The organism is Paraburkholderia sp. EG286A (assembly GCF_040965375.1).
Classification (GTDB): domain Bacteria; phylum Pseudomonadota; class Gammaproteobacteria; order Burkholderiales; family Burkholderiaceae; genus Paraburkholderia.
The window spans coordinates 118,817-137,272 of the sequence record NZ_JBFRCB010000002.1 but is presented as its reverse complement, the minus strand read 5'-3'; the positions used below and the strand labels follow the sequence as shown (position 1 = coordinate 137,272).

17 protein-coding genes are annotated in these 18,456 nt (G+C 64.0%); 8 read left to right on the top strand and 9 right to left on the bottom strand.

Annotation, left to right across the window (positions count from 1 at the left end):
* Window positions 1-59 precede the first annotated feature (59 nt).
* The 4 genes from AB4Y35_RS07325 to AB4Y35_RS07310 all read right to left on the bottom strand — a co-directional run bounded on the left by AB4Y35_RS07325 (window position 60) and on the right by AB4Y35_RS07310 (window position 6,673).
* Complete coding sequence (locus tag AB4Y35_RS07325) at window positions 60-3,173, bottom strand: tetratricopeptide repeat protein (protein WP_368703947.1); 3,114 nt, start codon at window positions 3,171-3,173, stop codon at window positions 60-62.
* 278 nt (window positions 3,174-3,451) lie between these two features.
* Window positions 3,452-3,751 carry a flagellar protein FliT gene (gene fliT, locus AB4Y35_RS07320; RefSeq protein ID WP_324142778.1) on the bottom strand — a complete coding sequence of 100 codons (300 nt, stop codon included), beginning with the start codon at window positions 3,749-3,751 and terminating at the stop codon, window positions 3,452-3,454.
* Window positions 3,752-3,774: 23 nt separating this feature from the next.
* Complete coding sequence (gene fliD / locus AB4Y35_RS07315) at window positions 3,775-5,352, bottom strand: flagellar filament capping protein FliD (protein ID WP_368703946.1); 1,578 nt, start codon at window positions 5,350-5,352, stop codon at window positions 3,775-3,777.
* A gap of 145 nt (window positions 5,353-5,497) precedes the next feature.
* Entirely contained in the window at window positions 5,498-6,673 is a 1,176-nt protein-coding gene (locus AB4Y35_RS07310; RefSeq protein ID WP_368689549.1) for a flagellin, read from the bottom strand.
* A 372-nt stretch (window positions 6,674-7,045) separates the two neighbouring features.
* Here AB4Y35_RS07310 and AB4Y35_RS07305 point away from each other — a divergent pair, with 372 nt between their 5' ends.
* Both AB4Y35_RS07305 and rpsU read left to right on the top strand, forming a co-directional pair.
* The gene (locus AB4Y35_RS07305) at window positions 7,046-7,987 is read left to right on the top strand and encodes an aldo/keto reductase (protein ID WP_368703945.1); all 942 of its coding nucleotides are present in this window, start codon (window positions 7,046-7,048) and stop codon (window positions 7,985-7,987) included.
* 381 nt (window positions 7,988-8,368) lie between these two features.
* Window positions 8,369-8,581, top strand: coding sequence for a 30S ribosomal protein S21 (rpsU, locus tag AB4Y35_RS07300; protein WP_004198205.1), 213 nt, complete (start codon window positions 8,369-8,371; stop codon window positions 8,579-8,581).
* A gap of 136 nt (window positions 8,582-8,717) precedes the next feature.
* On the opposite strand, the gene AB4Y35_RS07295 is transcribed toward rpsU, so the two are convergent.
* Together AB4Y35_RS07295 and AB4Y35_RS07290 are read right to left on the bottom strand one after the other, a co-directional pair.
* A complete protein-coding gene (locus tag AB4Y35_RS07295) occupies window positions 8,718-9,176 on the bottom strand; it encodes a hypothetical protein (protein WP_368703944.1) in 459 nt (152 codons plus the stop codon).
* Window positions 9,177-9,467: 291 nt separating this feature from the next.
* Window positions 9,468-10,064, bottom strand: coding sequence for a DNA-3-methyladenine glycosylase I (locus tag AB4Y35_RS07290; RefSeq protein ID WP_368703943.1), 597 nt, complete (start codon window positions 10,062-10,064; stop codon window positions 9,468-9,470).
* 179 nt (window positions 10,065-10,243) lie between these two features.
* Here AB4Y35_RS07290 and AB4Y35_RS07285 point away from each other — a divergent pair, with 179 nt between their 5' ends.
* Entirely contained in the window at window positions 10,244-11,140 is an 897-nt protein-coding gene (locus tag AB4Y35_RS07285; protein WP_368703942.1) for a BadF/BadG/BcrA/BcrD ATPase family protein, read from the top strand.
* A 93-nt stretch (window positions 11,141-11,233) separates the two neighbouring features.
* Window positions 11,234-12,055: a Cof-type HAD-IIB family hydrolase gene (locus tag AB4Y35_RS07280; protein ID WP_368703941.1), complete on the top strand. Its 822-nt coding sequence runs from the start codon at window positions 11,234-11,236 to the stop codon at window positions 12,053-12,055.
* A 70-nt stretch (window positions 12,056-12,125) separates the two neighbouring features.
* Here AB4Y35_RS07280 and AB4Y35_RS07275 read toward each other — a convergent pair whose 3' ends face one another.
* Window positions 12,126-12,842: a histidine phosphatase family protein gene (locus AB4Y35_RS07275; RefSeq protein WP_368703940.1), complete on the bottom strand. Its 717-nt coding sequence runs from the start codon at window positions 12,840-12,842 to the stop codon at window positions 12,126-12,128.
* A gap of 219 nt (window positions 12,843-13,061) precedes the next feature.
* Window positions 13,062-13,808 carry an aquaporin Z gene (gene aqpZ / locus AB4Y35_RS07270; protein ID WP_368703939.1) on the bottom strand — a complete coding sequence of 249 codons (747 nt, stop codon included), beginning with the start codon at window positions 13,806-13,808 and terminating at the stop codon, window positions 13,062-13,064.
* Window positions 13,809-14,095: 287 nt separating this feature from the next.
* Here aqpZ and AB4Y35_RS07265 point away from each other — a divergent pair, with 287 nt between their 5' ends.
* The gene (locus tag AB4Y35_RS07265) at window positions 14,096-14,392 is read left to right on the top strand and encodes an H-NS family nucleoid-associated regulatory protein (RefSeq protein WP_028203342.1); all 297 of its coding nucleotides are present in this window, start codon (window positions 14,096-14,098) and stop codon (window positions 14,390-14,392) included.
* Window positions 14,393-14,585: 193 nt separating this feature from the next.
* Here AB4Y35_RS07265 and AB4Y35_RS07260 read toward each other — a convergent pair whose 3' ends face one another.
* Window positions 14,586-15,650, bottom strand: coding sequence for a glycosyltransferase family 4 protein (locus tag AB4Y35_RS07260; protein ID WP_368689558.1), 1,065 nt, complete (start codon window positions 15,648-15,650; stop codon window positions 14,586-14,588).
* A 606-nt stretch (window positions 15,651-16,256) separates the two neighbouring features.
* Between AB4Y35_RS07260 and flhD the strand changes: the two genes are divergently transcribed.
* The 3 genes from flhD (at window position 16,257) to motA (ending at window position 18,446) form a co-directional block, all read left to right on the top strand.
* Window positions 16,257-16,574 carry a flagellar transcriptional regulator FlhD gene (gene flhD, locus AB4Y35_RS07255; protein WP_069264381.1) on the top strand — a complete coding sequence of 106 codons (318 nt, stop codon included), beginning with the start codon at window positions 16,257-16,259 and terminating at the stop codon, window positions 16,572-16,574.
* A 106-nt stretch (window positions 16,575-16,680) separates the two neighbouring features.
* Complete coding sequence (gene flhC, locus AB4Y35_RS07250) at window positions 16,681-17,223, top strand: flagellar transcriptional regulator FlhC (RefSeq protein ID WP_133183381.1); 543 nt, start codon at window positions 16,681-16,683, stop codon at window positions 17,221-17,223.
* 362 nt (window positions 17,224-17,585) lie between these two features.
* Entirely contained in the window at window positions 17,586-18,446 is an 861-nt protein-coding gene (gene motA, locus AB4Y35_RS07245) for a flagellar motor stator protein MotA (RefSeq protein ID WP_042265911.1), read from the top strand.
* The last annotated feature ends 10 nt before the right edge of the window (window positions 18,447-18,456 follow it).

Below are 18,456 nucleotides of genomic sequence, written 5' to 3'. Positions count from 1 at the left end.
CGTTTATTGACTGCCAGCAGGCGACGCCGGAGCGTCGCCTGGCTGTTGGGAGAACGGCCTCAATCGCCGTATTTGCGCAGATAGTTTTCGTAGCCTTCGCGCCAGCTCGGCGTGCCGAACGCGCCGCCGCTTTCGTGCACCACCGAAATCGGCCAGGTGCCCATGCGCAGCCCCTTGAGTTCCGCCTGGCGACAGAAGTCCATGTCGTAGAAGTGGAACTTGAACTGCTCGTCGAAATGCAGGCCGCTCTTCGCGAGCACTTCGCTATCCGCAATCAGCAGCAGACCGTCGAGAAGCTTGCATTCCTGTCCGGAAGGCCCGAAGGTCGACGCGATGTTGCACGGAAAGCCCTTGCCGTGGCCGACGGTTCCGCTCAGATACTTGCGCTCGTCCCACTGCAGATCGGGCGTCGCGAAGGCCCATGCGGGCTGGCGCGGCGCGCGGCGCAGGTTGCCGGCGAGCCCCACCACCTCGAAACGGGCGAGGGATTCGCGGATGCGCTCGGTCCAGAAGAAGTCGTTGAGCCAGACGTCGTCGTGAACGAATACGAGGATCGCCGGACGCTGCTTCGCCTCTTCGATCGCCGCGTTGTAGATGCTGGACAGCCCGCGCGTGTTGTTGTCGAACAGCTGGAGTTCGATGTTAGGCAGTTGGGCGTAGAGCTTTAGCGACTGGCCAAGCGCCGTTTCATTCGAGAACTGCTCACGGGTGCGGCGGGTGCCGCAGATGATACGGATCGGTTTCGTCGCTGCGGGGATGCCGGTCACCGCGTCGATCGACGTGATCGAGCCGGCTGTTGGCGCAATACCCGGTTGTTGCGGCTCGCGCACCGGTTCCGCAACCGGTTCCGCCGAAGCATCCTGCGGCTGCGCCAGGACCTCGAAATGCTCCGGCGCAAGTCCGTCGCACCAGCGCTGCCACATGGTTCGCAGCGCACGCGATACGGCGTTGGCGATCGTGCTTGCGCTGATGATGGGCGACTGCATGCAGTGCTGGCGCAACTCGCGGCGCACCGTTGCGAGTGCCTCGATGTCGCTGGCGAGCGCGACGCACTTGCTCACGAAGTCGTCCTTGTCGTTTGCGACGAACGCCTCGTCGAGCCCGAGGTGCGAGAGCCATCCCGTGCTGCCCCGGCTCGCCATCGAAACGCCGGGCAGCGTCATGGTGGGAACGCCCATCCAGAGGGCGTGCATGGTCGTGGTCGAACCGGCGAATGGGAACGCGTCGAGACAGACGTCGACCTGCTGGTGCTGTTGCAGGTAGACATCGGTGCCCTTGCGCTGCATGAAGCTGATGCGGCTCACGTCCACGCCTTCGCTCGCGAACAGTTTGGCCACTCTGTTCATCTGTTCGATTGACGTGATCGCGCCAATGAGCATGCGCGAAGTCGGTATCTCGCGCAGCACGCGCGCCCAGAGCGCCACGACTTCCGGCCCGATCTTGACCAGACGGCTGAAGCTGCCGAAGGTCAGGTAGCCGTTTTTCAAGGCGGGCAGCTCGTTCACCTCCGGCGCTTGCGCGTACGGCTTGAACGGCGCGAGAGCCGGCAGGAACACGAGCTTTTCCGAGAAACGGCTGGAGAACTGTTCGAGCGGTGTAACGAACCGGTCCGACATGTAATAGTCGATGGCCGTCAGGCCGGTCGTGGCCGGATTGCCGATCCAGCTCACCTGGATGGGCGCGGGCTTGTGCGCGAGGGCCACGAGACGGTTACGGCCGGTATGGCCGGACAGATCGATCATGATATCGATGCCGTCGTCGCGCATTTTTTGCGCGACCGCGGCGTCGGTCATGCCGAAGATTTCGTGCCACTCTTGCGCGTGCTCCCGGATCGTCTTCGTGAACGCGTCGGTGACCACGTAGTTCGAGTAAACGTGCAGTGACAGGCTTGAGTCGCGGGCCAGATGCTCCACGATCGACTGGAAGAAGTAGGCGACCGGGTGATTGATCAGGTCGCCGGAAACGAAGCCGATCCGCAGGCGCCGCGATGGGTTGCGATCGTTCGTGTGCTGCGGCCAGTGTGGACGCAGGGAGGCTTCCTGGCGCTTCCCGTACTCGCTGAACTCCGCGAAGGCGCTTTCTGCATCGAGGTCGGTCTTGTGCATCAGGCAGAACAGCAGGTTGCTGTGCGTGGCCGCCTGCATGGGCGCGAGTGCGAGCGCCTTGCGAAAGGCGCTTTCCGCTTCGTCGTACTGGCCATCCTCGTTCAGTGCGTTAGCCAGCGCGTCGAGCTCGAGAGCATTGTTCGGCTCCAGTTCAACGGCGCGGCGCATCTGGGCGATGCCCTCGCCGGCGCGGCCGGTCGCCTGAAGGGCGGCACCCAATGTGCGATGCAGTGCTGCACTCTCGGGATGTTTTTCGAGCGCCTGGGTGCAGTGCGCGATGGCTCGCTGATGCTGGCGCGTGATATGCAGCGCGTCGGCCAGCATAGACTGCGCGGGGAGACTGTTGGGCAGCAGGCCGGTGGCCCGCTCGGCCGACATCACGGATTCCGCATACTTGCCTGCGCGCTGCAGGGCGTGCGTGAGCGTCAGCCAGCATTCGCCGTGCGCCGGGTTTTGCTCCGTCAAGCGACGGGCAAGCTTCAGCGCGGCCTCAGTTTTTCCGCCGTTGAACAGATCGGCAAACTGGCGCAGATCCGTCATGCTGGCGCGACGCAGGTCGGCTATCGCTGCGGGCGTGTCCGAAGTCTTCTGCTGCGGCGTGGCTTCCGCGGCCGCGCGCATAGGTTCAGGCGAGGGCGCCGATGCCGCCGCGGCGTCAGGCTGCGGCAGCCGAGCCTTCAACGTCTCGATGGCGTCTGCGGGAACACCGCATTGCCGCGCCACGTCGAGCGCCATCCGTGCGGCTTCGAACTGGTTGCTCGCGGTCAGGGCGTTGAAGTAGTAGACCCAGAGTTGCGCGAAGTTCGGCGTATGGCCGAGCACCGCCTCGAAGTGCGGCACGGCCTCGGCTGGCCGGTCCGTTTGCATGTACAGCACGCCCATATGGTAATTGGCGTCGACATGATCGCTATCCGCTTCCAGCACAATGGCGTAGAGCGCTTCGGCTTCGCTGTATTCCTGCTTGCGATGATGTTCGATCCCGGCTTCCATGACGAGCTGGATGTCGTTCCCCATTTGCGATTGGGGGACGAGCGCGGTGATGTCGGTCGGAGTTTGGAAAGCGGTCATGACGAAGGCGTGCTTGCGCCGCAAGTAGCAGAAGTAGGGCAATTATCGAGGGCGCCCAGTCGGGACGAATTGCCGAGTTGACGTCAAAACGCCCGCCAATTCGGTGGTGCGAACGAAGGGCGGAGATGGGGTCGGGGTAGTTGGCCGTTGCGGCCATGGCCGTGCGCAATGAGGGCGCACAAAGAAAAGCCCGCACGAGGCGGGCCGAGGTACGCGAATGCGCCCTCGAGGGCGCAATGGTTGTTTGTTATTCCTGTACGCGCTGCAAAGTCCGTACTTCAGAACTGCGCGACGCGCTGATACTGGTTCACGTTGCGCGTGGCCTGCATGGCGGAACGGTATTCGGCGCTCAGCGCCGACTGTGCCGAACCTGCCGTTGCGGCGATGCGCGCGTCGATCGCGTGAACCTGCTTGAGCACGTCGAGCGCGGCGTCCGTTTGCTTCGCGGAGAGCGACATGAGCAACGGCGAGCGCTCGTTGGCGAGCGCGGCCGCCTTTTCCCATTCGCCGACGGCCGCCGCCTGTTCGATGTCTTTCGTGATCTGCCAGATGCGATCGATGGGCGCTGCGAATTCCATGTCGTCTCTCCTGCTGGATGCGCTCAGCTCTTGTTGGTGGCCAGCGCGCCTGCGCTGTTCGTACCGCCGAAGAGCTGCGTGAGGTATTGCTGGTTGTTGTTCATCGTCGCCATCAGCGTGTTGAGCGCGGTGAATTGCGCGGTGTACATGCTGGTGAGCTGCGACTGGTATTCCGCGAGATTCGACTGCTGCGTCGAGAGGTTCGTCAGGTCAGTCTGGATCGAGTTGGTACGCGTCGTGATGACGCCCGTGCTCGACGAATAGCTCGTGATGTTGTTATTCAACTGGGCGGCGACGCCGTTGGTCGAATTGAACAGCGCTGCCACGGTCGACTGATTGTTTTGCAGTGCCGTATTCAGCGTGTCGCTGTCGACCGAGAGCGAGCCGTCCGAATTCAGTGTGACGCCAATCGATGCCAGGCTGGTCGTCGTATTGCCGCTCTTCACGCCGGTTGCCACGATCGTCGCCAGCTGGTTCTGAATCATGTTCAGCGTCGAGTCGCCGAGCAGCACGCCTTGCGACGTCGAGGTCGAGCTGAACGACGTGAGCGTCGACATCGTCGTCACGAGCGTGTTGTAGAGCGTGACGAAATTGTTGATCGCGCTGGATTCGGCGCTGGTGTTCTGCGAAACCGTGAGCGTTTGTGCGCCGCTGCCCGTGCTCGACGTGTCGACTGCCGCTGCGGTGAGGGTCAGCGTGACGCCAGACAGCGCGGTTTTTACGGTGTTCGTCGTGCTGGTCGCGCCCGTGCCGTCGATCGTGAAATAGGCGTCCTGTGCGGCCGTGGACTGTGTCCAGTTGGTCGTGTTGGAGATCGTCGACTGGTTGGCGGTGAGGTTGGCGGAAGTCGCGCTTGCGCTCGTGATCGCCGTGCCCGCCGTGGTCGTCACGGCGAGGTTGTTCAAGGCATCGCTGGAATTCGAGTCGTTGATCGCGATGCTGATGCCGTTCGATGCGCCGGTCGAGGTGGCGTGCAGCACGAGGTGCGCGCCGTCGGCGCCGTTGACGACCGTTGCCGTCACGCCCGGATTGTTGGTGGCCGAGTTGATCGCCGATGCAATGCCCGCGACGGTGCTGTTGGTGCTGTCGAGCGAGATCGTGGTGCTGGCGCCGTTGACCGTCAGCGTCATCGTGGACGAGCCCGAGGCGAGTGCCGTTGTTGCGCCGTAGCCGGTCGAGGTGAGCACCTGAGCTTGTGCCACTTGCTTGACGTCGAGCGAATACGTCCCTGCTGCCGCGCCGCTGCCTGCAGTGGCCGTAAGGCCGGTGCCGCTGAGCGTCGTGCTGAACGCACTGAGGGTTGTGCCGTCCGAGAGCGGCGAGAGGCCTGCCTGGAGTGCGGAGAGCGCGGCGGAAAGCGCGCCGTACGCGGAGATTTCGGTGTTGTCCTGCGTCTGCTCGGCGCTGATCGTGGCGGCCTGGCCGGCGATCTTGGAGTTGACGAGCGCCGTGACGAGCGAATTCACGTCCATCGACGAGTTGCCGGTCGAGCCGCTGACGATCGACTGGGCTGCTTGCTGCAGAGCGGCGTTGCTCGCTGCGGTCGTAGCGGCGACGCTACTTGCGATCGTGCTGGCTGTCGAACTGGTTACGGTGGACATGAAGGGGCTCCGTGCGTCGGCGTTGCAGTTTGAATCGGTTCAAGTCTGGAAAACGCCAATCGGGAGGCGATCCTCCCGATTGGCTTGCGTTGCGCTCACGGGTATGGCGGCCGGGCGCGCAACGCTTGGGCTAGAGAAGCTCGTATTACTGGAGGAGCTTCAGGATCTGCTGCGGCTGCGAGTTCGCTTGTGCCAGCACCGAGATACCAGCTTGCTGCAGCACTTGCGCCTTGCTCAGGTTTGCCGTTTCTTCTGCGAAGTTGGCGTCCTGGATCGACGACTGGGCGGTCGACAGGTCGGTCGACTGAGCTTGCTGCGTCGTGCCGATTGCCGTGAAGCGGTTCTGTGCTGCGCCGAGCGTTGCCTGCAGGTTGTTCAGCGTGTTCAGCGCGTTGTCGATCGACTCCATGGCCATGCTTGCGCCGCTTGCCGTGCTGATGTCGACGTTAGCAACGTCCGTCGGCACGTTGTAGGAGTTGACCTGAGCGTCCACAGAAGCGACAGCAGCGGAGCCGGCCGAGCCGACAGCCGTATTGAAGGCTGCGGCAATGCTGAGCGAGACCGCACCGCCCGAGCCCTGGATGGCGTTGCCGCTGGTGCCCGAAGCGCCCGTGGCCGTGAACAGCGTACCGACCGCACCGCTGCTCAGTGCCTGGTTGTTCTGGTCCGTGAACGTGAAGCCGCCGCTGCCGTCGGAAACCACATTGATCGACGTGACGGTTGCTGCCGAGGCGGCGACCGAAGCGCCAGCCGAGCTCAGGCTCAGGCCGCTGAACGTGCCGAGCGTCTGGCCGGCTTGCGGCACGCCGCTGCCGATCGAGGCTGCCGACATGTTTTGCGACAGGCTCAGGCTGATCGTCTGACCGACGTTTGCACCGACCTGGAACGACACGGTACCGAGCGAACCGTTCAGCACGTTCATGCCGTTGTACGTCGTTTGCGACGCGATACGGTTGATTTCCGAAACTTGCTGGTTCACTTCCTGCTGCAGTGCTGCGCGGTCGTCTGCGGTCATCGAGCCGTTGGCCGCTTGCGTGGCCAGCTGGCGGATACGCTGCAGGCTGCTCGTCAGCGACGACAGACCGCTCGATGCCGTTTGAACCAGCGAAACGCCATCGTTCGAGTTCGACACACCCTGGTTCAGACCGTTGATCTGGGTCTGCATGATGTTCGAGATCGCGAGGCCTGCTGCATCGTCAGCTGCGCTGTTGATGCGCTTACCCGACGACAGGCGCGTGATCGCTTGCGACAGCGCGCTGCCCGAGCCCGTCAGGTTCTGTTGCGCGACGAGCGAGTTGATGTTGCTGTTAATTCCGAGCATGGAAATTCTCCTAAGCGGGCTGAAAGCCCGTTACAAGCCACTATGGCCGCGGCGGGTGCAATCTTTCATTGCTGGCCGCCTCAGTGAAGGTTGTCGGCGTGGGTAAAAAAAACTTGAGGGGAAGCACCGACAATCGAGACCTCATTTGCGCGGTGCATAAAAAGTCCTGTTGCGCCGCGCTCCGTGCTTCCCGCTTCCCTCACGCATTCCTGCGTCCTGCAGTTTGCAAGCGTGTTTACGGCAGGTATCGCGCGTGGTTTAGTGCAGCGCCGCCAGGGCACTTCCGCGGCCGCGTGCCCGTGCCCGCTGCAGCGCCCCGCGAGGCGGCGTATGCTCAGCGGTTCCCCGTCCGCCCTTTTTTCTGGAGGCCCCATGGAACTACGCAGGATCGGCACTTCCTCGTTGCAGGTCGCCCCGCTCATGTTCGGCGGCAACGTCTTCGGCTGGACCGCTGACGAAGCCACCTCGTTCTCGATCCTCGACGCCTTCACCGACGCCGGCCTCAACTTCATCGACACCGCCGATGTGTATTCCGCGTGGGTGCCCGGCAACCAGGGCGGCGAGTCGGAGACGATCATCGGCAAGTGGATCGCGAAAAGCGGCAAGCGCGACAAGGTGGTGATCGCAACGAAGGTCGCAAAAGATGCGCGCCGCCCGGGACTTTCCGCCGCCAACATCGCGGCTGCCGTGGAAGATTCGCTGCGTCGTCTGCAGACCGATTACATCGATGTGTACTTCTCGCACGAGGACGACCAGAAGGTCCCGCTCGAGGAAACGCTCGGTGTCTACCAGCGGCTGATCGAGGCCGGCAAGGTGCGTGTGATCGGCGCGTCGAACTACACGGGCGCGCGCGTCGAGGAAGCGCTCGCGGTTTCGACGAGGTCCGGCCTGCCCGCGTACCAGATCATCCAGCCCGAATACAACCTGTACGACCGCGCCCGCTACGAGGCCGATCTCGAACCGGTGGCGATGGCGCAGAAGCTCGCGGTCGTGCCCTATTACAGCCTCGCGAGCGGCTTTCTCTCGGGCAAGTACCGCTCGCGCGAGGATCTCGCAAAGAGCACGCGCGGCTCGCGCGTCGAGAAGTACCTCGATCACCGCGGTATCCGGATCCTCGCGGCGCTCGATTACGTGGCCGAGCGCCACGGCAGCACGCTCGCGGCGGTTGCGCTGGCGTGGCTGATCGCGCGCCCGAGCATTACCGCGCCGATCGCGAGCGCGACCTCGCTGGATCAGCTGGAGAGCCTGGCTGCCGCGGTACGGCTGAAGCTCGATCCAGCCGACATCCAGGCGCTCAACGACGCGAGCGCCTGACGGCAAAGGCATTAACCCAGGTGTCCTAATTGACAGGGCGGGCGCGGCGGCCGTGGCAAGCCGCGCAAGTCCCTGAGTAGAATCAAGAAACCCTGGTCAGGCGGATCTTTTCCTGATATCATTGGGAGTGAATTGAGATCTTTGCCTGTTTTGTTGCCGTGTTCGTTACTGTTGGCGGCCGCAAACCGGCGGTCAGGTGTGTTGCAGCAAGGTCGACCTGATCGCGTTCCGCTGTGAACCCCCTACTTCTCTTTTCCGGCCTCCGTGGCCGCCTTGCCTCTCGTTTAGCCCCAGCGTGGCGAACGACCGGAGGGCCGGCGCGTGAGCGGCTTTGACGCTCGCGCCTTTGAACCGTATTAAGCGATTTGAGTTAGGAAATACATGACGACGATTCTTCTGAAGGAAAACGAGCCGTTCGAAGTGGCGATTCGCCGCTTCCGCCGTGCAATCGAAAAGAACGGCCTGATCGCCGAGCTGCGTGAGCGTCAAGCTTACGAAAAGCCGACGGCAGTTCGCAAGCGCAAGAAGGCAGCTGCTGTGAAGCGCCTGCACAAGCGCCTGCGCAGCCAGATGCTGCCGAAGAAGCTCCACTAAGCTTTTTCGCTTTTCGGTGTTCCGCCAGACGGCGGCGCATGCTTCGCAAGAAGCTGCGCCGCCGTTTGCGTTTGCGCGTGTTCGTGCGTAGCACTACGCGTCGAAGCGCGGCGCGCGTTGTGCGCGCCGGCCGATTTCAGGCGGCGTCCTTCAGCTGCTCGGGCGACAAGCCGAACTGCGCGGCAATCGAGCAAAGGCGTTCGCGCCATTCCCACACGCCAAACACGTCGTGCACGTTCTGCAGGCAACTCAGCAGATTGGTCGTAGCGGGGTCGTATATGTTGATATGGGCGCGCAGCAGCGCCTTTTTCAGCGCGGCAACGCCCACGTCCATATAGAGCGGCACGTCGTTCGTTTCACGGCCGATGAAGCGCACGGGTATGCCTTCCATGGCGCTCATGTAGTCGCGTGGCCGGATGAAGCTGCCGACCGGACATCCGCCGTAGCAGTGCGCGCTGCCGGAGCCGCCGCCACAGCCACCGCCCCGATAGGCGCCGCCGCCGCGTGGAAGAAGTGCCGCGCGCCCCTGGCCAAACAGATGGGCCACTGCGCGGTCGAAGATCTCCTGATGACTCAGGAAGTGGACGTTTTTCATTTCACCCCCTGTTGCCCAGGTGCCAGGCACAGGTTAATTCCCTTCTAATGCGGCGCCGCCGGCCTCCCAGCCGGCATCACTACCCGTTCCCCTGACGCGCCTGCATTCACTTCCCGTTATAACGGCACGCCAGTGGAAAACCGTGGGGCGGCGCACGGTAGCGATCAAAAAACAGGCTGGCCGGCGCCGGGCGCAGTCGCTCTGGCGTGTCACAAAGCCATGCGGGACAAGAGTTTGCACGGCGTCCCGCTCCGCTCGGGAGTTACCCGAGTCGCACGAGCTTCGCTGCGCTCAGGCGCGACGCTTCTTTTTGCCAAGCGCTGCGCAGGCCTTGCGGCGCATGCAGTCGCGCTCGTGGTCGTTGACCATGCCGACAGCCTGCATGAACGCGTAACAGATCGTCGTACCAACGAATTTGCAGCCGTATTTTTTGAGCGCCTTGCTAAGCGCGTCCGAGACTTCGGTAGAGGCCGGTGCGTCGCGATACGAGGCGAGGTCGTTCTGGATGGGCGTGTCGTCCACGAACGACCAGACAAATTTCGCGAGCGAGCCGTGATCGGCCTGGATCTGCTGCACGGCGCGCGCGTTGGCGATGGCGGCCTCGATCTTGGCCCGGTTGCGCACGATCGAGGCGTCCTGCATGAGCGTTTCGACGTGGTTGGGCGTAAAGCGCGCAACCTTGGCGATGTCGAAGTTGGCGAAGGCGCGGCGATAGCCTTCGCGCTTGTTGAGTATCGTGGACCACGAGAGTCCTGCCTGCGCGCCTTCGAGCACGATCATTTCGAACAGATGCTGGTCGTCCCGCGACGGCACGCCCCACTCCTCGTCGTGGTATTGCACATACTGCGGCGACGCGCCGGCCGATACCCAGTTGCAGCGGTGTGTCACGGTGAGTTCTCCTTGCGAGACGTCGTTCGAGCCACGCAAGCATAGCGGATCGGTGCCGCGCCGCCACCCTGGCCGGATGGCCGATTGTGCGAAGCCTGGGAAGCCGTTAGTCTCTGCGGCACGACAAAAATTTTGGCTTTCGAACCGGACTCTCAGGCGCGCGCGGCGCGGCGGACATCATGCAGAAATACACCTGGTTGATTGGCGTGGACGGCGGCGGCACGGGCACGCGCATCGCGCTTGGCGACACGAACGGCGTCGAACTCGCGCGCGCGGCTGCGGGGCCGTCAGGGCTCGGGCTCGGTATCGAACGGGCCTGGCAATCGATCGAGGAAGGCTGCCGCGCGGCGTTTGCACAGGCGGGGCTCGCGTTCGACTGGTCGCAATGCGTGCTTGGCTGCGGGCTCGCAGGCGTGAACAACCCCGACTGGCTGGCGCCGTTTCTCGCTGCCGCGCCCCCGGTGGCCGGGCTTGCGGTGGAAAGCGACGCCTACACGACACTGCTGGGCGCGCACGGCGGCGCGCCGGGCGTGGTGGTCGCCCTCGGCACGGGCAGCATCGCGGCGGTTCTCGGTGAGGACGGTCAGTGCCGCATTGCGGGCGGTTTCGGCTTTCCCTCGGGCGACGAAGCGAGTGGCGCCTGGTTCGGCCTGCGTGCGATCGTCTGGGCGCAGCAGGCGCTCGATGCCCGCGTGCCCATGGACGACTTCGCACGGGCCCTGCTCGCACACGCGTGCGCCACCGATCGAGACAGTCTCATTGTGTGGCAGTGCGCGGCCAACCAGACGGCGTATGCCAGCCTCGCGCCGGTCGTCCTCGCGCATCGCGAACATCCGTTCGTCGCCAGGCTGCTCGCCGAAGCCGGCGTGGAAATTGCGAAACTCATCATCGCGCTCGATCCTTCGGGCAAGCTGCCGGCCGCGCTCTCGGGCGGCCTTGGGCAGCCGCTGCGCGAATGGGTGCCGCAAGCGGTGCGCGATCGCCTGCGCGCGCCGCTCGCCGATTCCACCACCGGTGCGCTGCGGCTCGCGCAGATGGAGGCCCAGCGGCTGGCAAGCGCCGCCGCGGACAGCTGAGTGGCATGTGAGAAGGGGCACGAACGTAGGTCAACGGCATAGCCATGCCGCAGATGCTACGATTCGAGGTTTCCCGCTAGCTGTGTGATCACCATGTACAAGGTCATTGCAACCGATCTCGACGGAACGCTGCTCAATAGCGACCATCAGGTCGATCCGTTCACGGTTGCCACGCTGGGCGCGCTCGATGCGCAAGGGCTGCCGTTCGTGATTGCGACCGGCCGCCACTATTGCGACGTGGCCGGCATTCGCGACGTGCTCGGCATCCGGCCGTATCTCATCACCGCGAACGGCGCGCGCGTGCACGCACCCGACGACACGCTGATCCACGCGAGCAATCTGGGCGCGCCCATGGTCGAGCGTCTCGTGGCTGCCGACACCGTGGGCGAGCATGGCCGCGTGATCGTGAGCATCTACACCGACGACGCCTGGCTCATCGACCGCGATGCGCCCGAACTGCTCGCATATCACCAGGACTCGGGCTTCGAGTACCGCGTGGCGGATCTGCGTGACTACGCGGGCGCCGGCATTGCCAAGGCGCTCTATATCGGCGATCCGGCAGATCTCGCACACGTCGCGCAAAATCTCGCGCGCGAGTTCGGCGACGCGCTCTACGTCACCTACTCCCTGCCCGATTGTCTCGAAGTGATGGTGGCCGGCGTTTCGAAGGGCCGCGCGCTGCGCGTCGTGCTCGACCGGCTCGGCGTGGACGCGGCGGGTTGCGTCGCGTTCGGCGACAACATGAACGACATCGACCTGCTCGAAACAGCGGGCCATCCGTTCATGATGAACAACGCCAATCCCGATCTCATCAAGCGGCTGCCTCGGGTGCCGCGCATCGGCAACAACTTCGAAGCCGGTGTCGCGCATCATCTTCGCAAGCTGTTCGCGCTCGACGACGAACTCGCGTCGTAATTCACGCGGTCGCGGTCGCTAGCGCCGCCACCGCTCTCGCGCTTCCATGCGAACGGTTACCGCGGGACGGTTACTGCGCGGCGGGCAATTGCGCGCACGGGCAGTCGTCCGCACGTGCGTCGAGCCCTTCGCGCTCGTGGGAGAAACGCGCACGCGCGGCGCCGCCGCTCCAGTCGATGCGCACCACATAGATGCTGTCGAAGTCCGCGCTCTCCCAGCGCGGCACATCGTTCGCGCTGCCGCCGTGCGCGGCGACGATGCGGCGCACGAGCGTCTCGATTTCCCGGTGTTCCCACGCAACGAGCACGGTGCGGCCGCGCCACTGCGGATCGACGAGCGTGGTTTGCAGCGCGTCTATCTTCGAGTAGCCATACGGCGTCTGGATCGGCATGCCGAACTGGATCGCAGTCGGCTCGATCGTCGCGAGCGGGCGCACGTAGTAGTAGGAATGCCCGTTGTCTTCCTTTTGCTCGCCGGGGTCGGGCGCATAGATGGCGTCGGGCTTGCCGTACTTGGCCGCGATCACGGCTGGCAGCGCAAGCGCGCGGTTCAGCCCCTTGCAGTTGAGCTGGCCGAGTCCCTCTGGCGGTTTTTCGCCGTGCCTCACGAAGATGAGTGTTTCGACATTGCGCGTAGTTGGCGCGCTGCTCGCATTAGTTTGCGCTGTCTCGCCGGCGTTTGCGGGTCCGTTGGCGTGCGGCAGCGGCGCACAGGCGCATAGCAGTGCGCTCAGCGCGGTGGCGAGCGTCGAGGCGATCCGGCCTGGCCGGGGGCGTGAGCGCTTCATGCTGGGCGTGATGCTCCAGGTCGCAAGACAATGGGAAGGTCGCCCGATTCTAGCAGCGCAGCCATCACGGGCCCGGCCAGCAGCGCACCCGGAGCGCGCCGCGGCCAGCAAGACAAACGGGCGCCGAAGCGCCCGTTTGCAACAGCAGCTGCACGGAGAACGTGTCGCAATGCGGCGCGGCTCGGGCCGCGCGGACGTGTCAGCGCGCGTCAGAGGCCGTCAAGCCGTCTCGCGCACGGCGACCGCCGCCACCGCTTCGCGCCGCCCCGCCACCGCCGGGTACACGATGCCTGCGATCACTGCGCCGACGATCGGCGCGACCCAGAACAGCCACAGCTGCGAGATCGCCTCGCCGCCCACGAGCAGCGCGGGGCCGGTCGAGCGAGCCGGATTCACCGAGGTATTGGTGACGGGAATCGAGATCAGATGAATCAGCGTGAGGCACAGGCCGATGGCGATCGGCGCGAAGCCTGCGGGTGCGCGCTTGTCGGTTGCGCCGAGAATGACGAACAGGAAGAACGCGGTCATGACGGCTTCGCACACGAACGCGGCGCCCATGGCGTAGTGGCCCGGCGACTGCTCGCCGTAACCGTTGGTCGCGAAGCCGCTCGCGACGAGGTCGAAGCCGGGCTTGCCCGTCGCGATGAGCGCAAGCACGAAAGCGCCGATCACCGCGCCCACCACCTGTGCGGCGATATAGGGCACGAGGTCGCGCGCCGGGAAGCGGCCCGCCACGGTCAGGCCCACGCTCACGGCGGGATTCAGATGGCAGCCCGAAATGTGGCCGATGGCGTAGGCCATGGTGAGCACGGTCAGGCCAAAGGAGAGCGACACGCCCACGAACCCGATCCCGAGTCCGTGAACCGGCCCGGCGAAGTTGGCCGCGAGCACCGCGCTGCCGCAGCCGCCCAGAACGAGCCAGAAAGTGCCGATCAGTTCGGCGATGAGCCGCCTGGATAAGTGCATTGCGTGACACCTCGAAAAGTCGATTTTTGAAGGGGCCGCGTAAAGCACCGGCACCGGGAAATGCCAGATTCTAGGCATTCGCCCTTTTCGATGCTGTCAAGGATTGTCAATTTCGACGTAATTGATCGAATTATTGCGATCGATGTGTGCGCAATTGCGCTGGAGCCGGTCGATCGTTAAGTCGAAGAATAGCGTGAAAAAACAGTATTAATAGCGATTGCGAATTCCGTTATTTGCGTCTAATCTCCGATCGAGCCGGTTTCAAGAGCAATGAAGGGGGAATAGAAATGTCGCAATATACAGAAATCAAGGCGCAGATCGCAAAACTCCAGGCTCAGGCCGAAGAGGCGCGGCGCACCGAGATCGCGGACGTCATCGCCACGATCCGGGAAAAGATCGCCGAGTATGGCCTTTCCGCCCAGGACCTGGGCTTTGCCGAGGCCGCGCGCCGCGGACGCCCGCCGAAAAAGGCGCCGCTGCCCGCGCGCTATCAGGACCCCAAGTCGGGCGCGACCTGGAGCGGGCGCGGCAAGCCGCCCAAGTGGATCGCGGGCAAGAATCGCGAACGCTACCTGATCGCCTGACGCATGCCGCCGGAGAACAGCCCGGCCGCCATACCGGCGTAACCGCAAATGCAATAAAAGAGCCGCATGTTTCATGCGGCTCTTTTTTGTGCGTCTTCTGTAATCAGCGCGTAATGGCGCTATTCGACGACTCGCAAACGATTCACGTCGTGCATTCGTCTGGATTTATCGCGAAAGCCGGAATGCTTCGCACTCAGCCGGCGGCGACGCGACGCAGTACCGGACGCTGTGCGGCTTCGATCAGCGCCGTATAAGTGTCGACATAATTCCCCGCCATGATGTGCGACGTGAAGCGGTGTTCGAACTGGTTGCGAATCGCCACGCGCGAAAGCGAATCGATATTCTGCAGCGCGGCCACGGCGCCTTGCACGTCCTCGACGACATAGCCCGTGACGCCCGGGTCGATCACCTCCGGCACCGAACCGCGATTGAAGGCGATCACCGGCGTGCCGCATGCCATCGCCTCGATCATCACGAGGCCGAACGGCTCGGACCAGTCGATCGGGAACAGCAGCGCCTTCGCCCCAGAAAGAAACGCGGGCTTCTGCTCTTCGTTGATCTCGCCGACGAACTCCACGTGGGCCTGCGAAAGCAGCGGCTCGATCTCGGTCTTGAAGTAGTCCTGGTCGACCTTGTCGACCTTGGCGGCGATCTTCAGCGGCAGGCCGGAGAGCGCGGCGATCTTGATCGCCGTATCTACGCGCTTTTCCGGGCAGATCCGGCCGAGGAACGCGAGGTACTCGGGCTTGCGGTCGGCTTGCGGCGTGAGCAGGTTCTTTGGCAGTCCGTGATAGATCGTGTTCTGCCACGCGGCCTGCGACAACGGCTGGCGCTGCGAGTCCGAAATCGAGATCACCGGTGCGTTCGGGAACTGCTCGAACACCGGTTGCAGTTCCGGCAGGTCGAGACGGCCGTGGAGCGTCGTGACGAACGGCGTGTCCATGGTCGTGAAAAGCGGGAACGGCAGATAGTCGAGGTGGAAGTGCAGCACGTCGAATTCGTGCGCGACGCGGCGCACGCGCTCGAGCAGCACCATGTGCGGGGCCAGCGCGTCGCGGATCGTCGGGTCCAGACGCAGCGCGCGCGGCCAGGCGGCTTCGAGGTTTGCCGAGGTGACCGAATCGCCGCTGGCGAACAGCGTCACGTCGTGGCCGAGGTCGACCAGCGCTTCGGTCAGGTAGGACACGACGCGCTCGGTGCCGCCATAAAGCTTGGGCGGAACGGCTTCATAAAGTGGCGCAATTTGTGCGATTCGCATTGTTCGATCTCCTGGGCAAAAAGCCCAAAAAGGCCGCGTGTGCAACGAACTCGGTGATGCGGCACTGCGGCGGTACAACGGTATCGGGTTATCCCTGAGACCGATTATGGCCATTTCGCGGCCCGATACACGCGGTTTTGCAAACGCTTAAAGTTGTTACAGCGGGATACAGCAGGTGTAAGAGGCCATTGCAAAGCGTGACGCGGCTTGCGCGCGCACTGCGCAAGCCGCGTGCCCGGACGCCCGAACAAGGGTCAAAAGGCCCGGGTGAGTCGGTCGAGCGCGCGCTAATTAGCACGCACGCGTGACGCATCCATGAAAAAGCCTATAATCGACAGATAATTTCGCGGCTTATGCGCATGACATGGCGCGCCCCGCCTCCCGCCGCTGCTCCCGCCTCTTTGTCAGAAAAATTCCTACACGTTTGCGAAACTTTTTCTCGCAACGCGTCGCGGCATCCGTCCGATTTCCATTTGTTCCCGCCCCAGCCACAATGGACCCACGACCATAAACAGGCCGTTCGGATGCACTCGGGTTGCATCTGGGCGAGCAAACGTTTTCCGCGGGCGGTCTGACCAGCCACCGCGATTTGATTCGGGGGAATCCATGAGCGCGACGACGCACAGCGACATGCTCAATGAGATCAAGGAAGTGAATCTGTCGTACCTGTTGCTCGCGCAACGTCTTTTGCGCGAAGACAAGCCGACGGGTATGTTCCGCATGGGCATCTCCGAGCAGTCTGCCGAGGTGCTCGCCAATCTCACTTTCGCGCAGACCGTACGCCTTGCCGCATCGAACCAGCTGCTTTGCCGCTTCCGGTTCGACGACCACGCCATCCTGAGCGCGCTTGCCGACAAGGGCAAAACCGCGCTGACGCACTCGGCGATCATCATGGCGGGCCAGGACGTCGAGCAGATCGGCTGAACCGCTTCGCCCCGCGCCGCCGTGCGCGGCCGCGCATTGCGCCCTTGCTGCCCGTGAACGGCGGCAGGCGCCAGGCGCATTCCATTGCGGCTTCCAACGGGTGTCTATGGCGACAAAGAGTGTGGTGCAGGAGGTAAAAGAGATCGCGCTCGCGATCGAGTTGATCGAACTGGGCGCGCGTCTGCAACTGCTCGAAGCGGAGACCTCGCTCTCGCGCGACCGGCTCATCCGGCTTTACAAGGAAGTGAAGGGCGAGTCGCCGCCCAAGGGCATGCTGCCGTTTTCGACCGACTGGTTCATGACCTGGCAGCCCAACGTCCATTCCTCGCTGTTCTACAACACGTTCATGTTCATGAGCCGCCACGCGCGCTGCGAGCCGATCCACGCGATCGTGAAGAGCTACCGGCTCTATCTCGAGCACTTGCGGCTGCACGACGAAACGCCCGCGCTGAGCCTCACGCGCGCCTGGACGCTCGTGCGCTATTTCACCTCGGGCCTGCTGCAGATGACGCCGTGCAGCCGTTGCGGCGGCCGCTACGTGGCGCATGCGCACGACCCGCAGCGCGGCTTCGTCTGCGGGCTGTGCCAGCCGCCGTCGCGGGCGGGGCGCACGCGGCGCAGCGCGCTTGCCTCGCAGATCGCCGCTTGAGGCAGATCAACCCGGCTTGACCTCGATCGATGCGGCTTGCTGCCGTCCATGCAGGCCGGGACTCCGGATAAACCCGGCCCGTCCCGGCGCAGCGGCCGCGCGGCTCCGCCGGATGGCGCCTGCCGCAGCGGGGCCGCATCGTCACACGCAGCCGCAGGCACGGACTGCAACCGCTTCCCGCGCGGCTTTGCGAACCGGCCCCAGATTCCTCCGTCATGCCGATGCCAGGCAGACGGCAGATGCCCGGCCGGCTTGCGATCCGCGCCCATTCAAACCCAAAGTTTTTCGCGCCGTTGCCGTAAACCCAGCTAAGGGCGCGGGCCGACGGCGGTTCGCGGCGCATTTCTAGTGAGGACCCGGCAGTGCTGATTATCGTTGGAACCCTCTTGACGATCCTTTGCGTCTTCGGCGGCTATGCACTCGAGGGCGGCCATCTGGCCGCGCTCATGCAGCCGATGGAACTGCTCATGATCGGTGGTGCTGGCGTCGGCGCGTTCATCCTCGGCAACGGCATCAAGACCATCAAGGCCACCTTGCGCGTGCTTCCCACGCTGTTCAAGGGCGCCAAATACAACAAGGACGTGTACATGGAGCTGCTCGCGCTGCTCTATGTCCTGCTCGCGAAGGCGCGAAAGGAAGGCACGCTCACGCTCGAAGCGGATATCGACGATCCGCAGAAGAGCCCGATCTTCACGCAGTATCCGAAGATCCTGGCCGATCACCACATCGTCGAATTCCTCACCGACTATCTGCGTCTCATGGTGGGCGGCAACATGAACGCCTTCGAGATCGAAAGCCTCATGGACGAGGAAATCGAAACGCACCACGCCGAAGGCGAGGCGCCCGCTCATGCGCTCGCGAAGGTGGGCGACGCGATGCCGGCGTTCGGTATCGTCGCGGCGGTGATGGGCGTGGTTCACACCATGGCGTCCGCCGACAAGCCGCCCGCGGTGCTCGGCGAGATGATCGCCCAGGCGCTGGTCGGCACCTTCCTCGGCATTCTGCTTTCGTACGGCCTGATCGGACCGCTCTCGAGCCTTGCGGAGCAGCGCGTGACCGAGTCGACCAAGATGTTCCAGTGCATCAAGGTGACGATCCTCGCGAGCCTGAACGGCTACGCGCCGGCGATTGCCGTGGAGTTCGGCCGCAAGGTGCTGTTCTCGACCGAGCGTCCGTCGTTCACGGAACTCGAAGAGCACGTGCGCCGCGTGAAGGCGAAGTAAGGGACGGCCC

Bases quoted from the DNA above. Each gene is read 5' to 3' on its own strand.
- fliT (WP_324142778.1), bottom strand. From the start codon at position 3,751: ATGGAATTCGCAGCGCCCATCGATCGCATCTGGCAGATCACGAAAGAC.
- AB4Y35_RS07325 (WP_368703947.1), bottom strand. From the start codon at position 3,173: ATGACCGCTTTCCAAACTCCGACCGACATCACCGCGCTCGTCCCCCAA.
- AB4Y35_RS07295 (WP_368703944.1), bottom strand. From the start codon at position 9,176: ATGAAAAACGTCCACTTCCTGAGTCATCAGGAGATCTTCGACCGCGCA.
- aqpZ (WP_368703939.1), bottom strand. From the start codon at position 13,808: ATGCACTTATCCAGGCGGCTCATCGCCGAACTGATCGGCACTTTCTGG.
- fliD (WP_368703946.1), bottom strand. From the start codon at position 5,352: ATGTCCACCGTAACCAGTTCGACAGCCAGCACGATCGCAAGTAGCGTC.
- flhD (WP_069264381.1), top strand. From the start codon at position 16,257: ATGAGCGCGACGACGCACAGCGACATGCTCAATGAGATCAAGGAAGTG.
- flhC (WP_133183381.1), top strand. From the start codon at position 16,681: ATGGCGACAAAGAGTGTGGTGCAGGAGGTAAAAGAGATCGCGCTCGCG.
- AB4Y35_RS07265 (WP_028203342.1), top strand. From the start codon at position 14,096: ATGTCGCAATATACAGAAATCAAGGCGCAGATCGCAAAACTCCAGGCT.
- AB4Y35_RS07305 (WP_368703945.1), top strand. From the start codon at position 7,046: ATGGAACTACGCAGGATCGGCACTTCCTCGTTGCAGGTCGCCCCGCTC.
- AB4Y35_RS07285 (WP_368703942.1), top strand. From the start codon at position 10,244: ATGCAGAAATACACCTGGTTGATTGGCGTGGACGGCGGCGGCACGGGC.
- AB4Y35_RS07310 (WP_368689549.1), bottom strand. From the start codon at position 6,673: ATGCTCGGAATTAACAGCAACATCAACTCGCTCGTCGCGCAACAGAAC.
- AB4Y35_RS07275 (WP_368703940.1), bottom strand. From the start codon at position 12,842: ATGAAGCGCTCACGCCCCCGGCCAGGCCGGATCGCCTCGACGCTCGCC.
- AB4Y35_RS07260 (WP_368689558.1), bottom strand. From the start codon at position 15,650: ATGCGAATCGCACAAATTGCGCCACTTTATGAAGCCGTTCCGCCCAAG.
- rpsU (WP_004198205.1), top strand. From the start codon at position 8,369: ATGACGACGATTCTTCTGAAGGAAAACGAGCCGTTCGAAGTGGCGATT.
- AB4Y35_RS07280 (WP_368703941.1), top strand. From the start codon at position 11,234: ATGTACAAGGTCATTGCAACCGATCTCGACGGAACGCTGCTCAATAGC.